The following is a 668-nucleotide window of genomic DNA, read 5'->3' on the forward strand; positions in this document are numbered from 1 at the left end:
CCTGGGTTGATGATCCCAGCAATCAGGACGTGCGCTTTTCCCGCAACTTTCTGCGTTTGGACATCCTGCCCCGTCTGGAGGCACGTCAGAACGGCGCGGCATCAGGGCTGGCCCGCACCGGGCGCCTGTGTGCCGAAGCGGCCGATCTGCTGGATGATCTGGCTGACCTGGACCTTGCGGCCATGGCGGGCAGGGTGGCGGGGCGCTTCAATCACACGGCTGCCTTGAGTCTGACACCGTCCCGTCTGCGCAACGTGATGCGCCGTGCCCTGGATCGTGCCGGGGCTCTGATGCCCGATGAACACCGTCTGTGCGAGGCGGAGCGGCAGCTGCGCCTTGGCACGGCGGCGGCCGGCTGGCGGCTGGTGCTCGGGACGCACGCCCTCTGTGTGTATCGCGACGACTGGTGGATTGAGCGGGCCGACCCGCCGTCCGTTCCTGCTGCGCTGGTGTGGAAGGGCGAGCCTGCCGTGGATTGGGCGGGGGGCCTGGTCAGGCTTGTTCCGGCGGTGGGGCAGGGGCTTGCGGCCTCGGCCCTGGCAGGCGCGCGCTGTGAGCTGCGCGGGCGGATGGGCGGTGAGCGCTTGCGTCTCAGGCTCGATGGCCCCGGTCGAAGCCTCAAGAATCTGTTGCAGGAGGCGGCTGTTCCGCCCTGGTATCGCCCCTTG

At 69.2% G+C, this 668-nt stretch carries 1 protein-coding gene; it reads left to right on the forward strand.

What is annotated here, in order from left to right; all coding sequences use genetic code 11:
* Positions 1–668, forward strand: a 668-nt coding sequence (tilS, locus tag JNK74_29095; GenBank protein MBL7650237.1) for a tRNA lysidine(34) synthetase TilS, incomplete at both ends; no start/stop codon positions are given.

This window comes from Candidatus Hydrogenedentota bacterium, assembly GCA_016791475.1.
Taxonomy (GTDB): domain Bacteria; phylum Hydrogenedentota; class Hydrogenedentia; order Hydrogenedentales; family JAEUWI01; genus JAEUWI01.